Origin of the sequence: Kitasatospora sp. NPDC093558, from assembly GCF_040683475.1 — a bacterium.
Classification (GTDB): Bacteria; Actinomycetota; Actinomycetes; order Streptomycetales; family Streptomycetaceae; genus Kitasatospora.
This window is the reverse complement of the sequence record NZ_JBFBDY010000758.1, coordinates 1-2,721: the sequence shown is the minus strand read 5'-3', so window position 1 is coordinate 2,721 and position 2,721 is coordinate 1. Positions and strand designations below refer to the sequence as shown.

Annotated in this window: 2 protein-coding genes and 1 pseudogene; 1 reads left to right on the top strand and 2 read right to left on the bottom strand. The window is 68.6% G+C overall.

What is annotated here, in order from left to right:
• Together AB0O00_RS34790 and AB0O00_RS34785 are read right to left on the bottom strand one after the other, a co-directional pair.
• A pseudogene (locus tag AB0O00_RS34790) lies at positions 1-270 on the bottom strand (arsenic transporter); the annotation flags it as partial.
• A 120-nt stretch (positions 271-390) separates the two neighbouring features.
• Positions 391-1,347 (bottom strand): PHB depolymerase family esterase, encoded by a 957-nt coding sequence (locus AB0O00_RS34785; protein WP_363658674.1) that lies wholly within the window; start codon positions 1,345-1,347, stop codon positions 391-393.
• Positions 1,348-1,782: 435 nt separating this feature from the next.
• On the opposite strand from AB0O00_RS34785, the gene AB0O00_RS34780 reads away from it, so the two are divergent.
• Positions 1,783-2,721: family 43 glycosylhydrolase (locus AB0O00_RS34780; protein ID WP_363658672.1), on the top strand; the 939-nt coding region annotated here is incomplete at its 3' end.

The following is a 2,721-nucleotide window of genomic DNA, read 5'->3' as shown; positions in this document are numbered from 1 at the left end:
GGCCATCCAGGCCCCACAGGCGTGGAACAGGCCCTCGTCGTCGCAGAGTTGGGCGAGCACGAGCACGGCCGCCAGGAAGCCGACCACCGGCCCGAGCCGCTGCACCTCGGCGACCGCGTCCGACGGCGAGATCGCGCCGACGGCGACCACCAGCCCCGCCGCCGGCACGGCGACCACCGCCTCCGGCCACCCCCAGGGCCGCACCACCGCGCAGACCAGGACCAGCCCCAGCAGGCCGGCGGACAACGCCTCGGCGAACGACGTACTCAGGGTCCTGCTCCATTTCGGGCGGTGGCGACGATTCCGGGTGGTATCGGCGGTGTTCCCATCGAACCAGACATCCCCGGACCGCCGCGCACCAGCTCGGACCCCGTGTGACTGCCTGAGGGCTCACCGCCGGGCGGCGCGGCCGTCCAGTCCCATGAAGTGAATGGCGTACGCGGCCATCGGCGTGCCCTGGATCGGCAACTGGTGCCCGGCCCCGGCGATGCTGTACGTCTCGACCTGTGTGGTGCCCGAGCCGTTGTTGTACCGGGCCCGGTTCCAGTTGGCGGCCGGGGTGTCACTCGACGACGGGCTCTGGCCCACCCCGAGGACGTTCGTCCACTGCTTGGTCTCCTCGCCGAGATCGCGGTGGTTCAGGATGGGGTCGGCGGTGCCGTGCCACAACTGCACGCGGGGGCGCGGCCCGGTGTAGCCGGGATCGGCACCGCGCACCAGGCCTCCCCACTGCTGCGCGGTCATGGAGACCTGGCCCCCGGCGCAAGGACCGTTCCAGCCGCGCACGGTGCCCGTGTAGAAGCAGTGGTAGGGCACGCCCATGAACGCCGAGCCCGCCTTGAACACGTCCGGGTAGTCGGCGAGCATGACGTTCGTCATCATGCCTCCCGAGGACTCGCCGGTGACGTACACGGCGTTGCGGTTCCCGCCGTAGCGCTGCTCGGTGTACGTGATCATCGACATCAGCCCGACCGGGTCACTGCCGCCGTTGCGTGTCAGCGCCTGGTCGGACGAGACGTCCCAGCAGCTGCCGCCGGGGTTGGTCGAGGGGTAGATGACGATGAATCCGTACCGGTCGGCCAGCGCGCCGAAGTCGGTGCTGGAGTACAGGTAGGGACCGGAGCCCTGGCAGCCGTGCAGCGCCAGCAGGATCGGCGGGTTGGCCTTGGCGCTGTTCGGGACGTACAGGTACATCTGCAGGTTGGTCGGGTTGTTGCCGAAGTCCGTGATCCGGGTCAGCGAGGCGGCGCCGGCCTGGGGCGCGGCGGACAGGCTCACCCCGAACGCGGCGCCGACCGCCAGGAGTACGGCGAGCAGGCGGGACTTCAGGTACCGGGAACGCAGCATGGAACCTCTTTCCTCGTGGTGTGAGCGCTCACATCATCGGTGCGCTCGCAGGGCCGCCCCTGCTCTTGTTTCGGCTGTGTCACGGACTGCTGACGCTGCATCAGTGACCGTGAGCTGTCAAGAGGCCGTGGGGTCCCGTCCCGGCTTCCCGGCGATGCGGCTGCTGGGTTCGATCCCATCGGTGAAAGTTTCACGGTGGCGGCGGCGCGGATGGCCTTGGGGTGCCGTGCACGGGTGGAGCTGCGCCGGATCGCTCAGAACGACTATACGTCCCATGTGTGTTGCTGTGAGATCCGATGAATCATGCCTCCAGTGGCGGTTATTCGGCGGAAGTCGTCAAAACTCTGGACAAGCACCCGACCTTTGCGCCTTAATCCATCCCATGTCATGGACCCCTCCGGTCCTGTGACACATCCTCATGGAGAGGTGAAACCTGTGTTCCGCAGTCCTTCAGCCGACAGCCGACCGGCCGGCCGGTGGCGCACCGCACTCGCGGGCGTTCTCGCCCTGTTCGGTGCTCTCGCGTCGGTGCTGCTGCCCGCCGCACAGGCCCAGGCGGCCTCGGCCCCGGTGCAGTTCACCCTGGGCGGCGCCCGCACCGACCAGAACGGCAACGCGCTCCAGCTGCACGGGCTCGGCATCGTCAAGGCGGGGAACACCTGGTACGGCTTCGGCGAGGACAAGACCGGCGAGACGTCGGCCAACACCTCGTTCCAGGACATCCCCTGCTACACCTCCGGCGACCTCGGCACCTGGACCTACCAGGGCGTGGCACTGGCCAAGCAGAGCAGCGGTGATCTCGGGCCGAACCGGGTCGTCGAGCGGCCGAAGGTCATCTACAACGCGTCCACCGGCCTGTACGTGATGTACGTTCACATCGACAGTGCCGACTACTCCGAGGCGAAGGCCGGCGTGGCGACCAGCAGCACGCCGTGCGGCCCGTACACCTACCGGGGCAGCTTCCGGCCGCTGGGCAACGTCAGCCGTGACCTGGGCCTGTTCCAGGAGTCCGACGGCAGCGCCTACTTGATGACCGAGGACCGCAACAACGGCGGCCTGCGGATCGACAAGCTCTCCGCCGACTACCTCTCGGTGGACAGTTCGGTCGCGCTCCTGGGCGGCGGCAGCATTGAGTCCCCGGCCATGGTGAAGGTGGGCGGCATCTACTACATGCTGGGGTCGCACCTGTCCGGCTGGTACCTCAACGACAACGTCTACGCCACCGCGACGTCCCCGAGCGGACCGTGGTCGGCCTGGAAGGACCTGGCCGCCCCCGGCACCAACACGTACGGGAGCCAGACGGCCAACATCATCACCGTCCAGGGCACTTCGGGCACCACGTACATCTACGCGGGCGACCGCTGGGACACCGCC

What these genes read in the sequence shown, in the direction of transcription:
- AB0O00_RS34785 (WP_363658674.1), bottom strand. Translation starts at nt 1,347, where the DNA reads ATGCTGCGTTCCCGGTACCTGAAGTCCCGCCTGCTCGCCGTACTCCTG.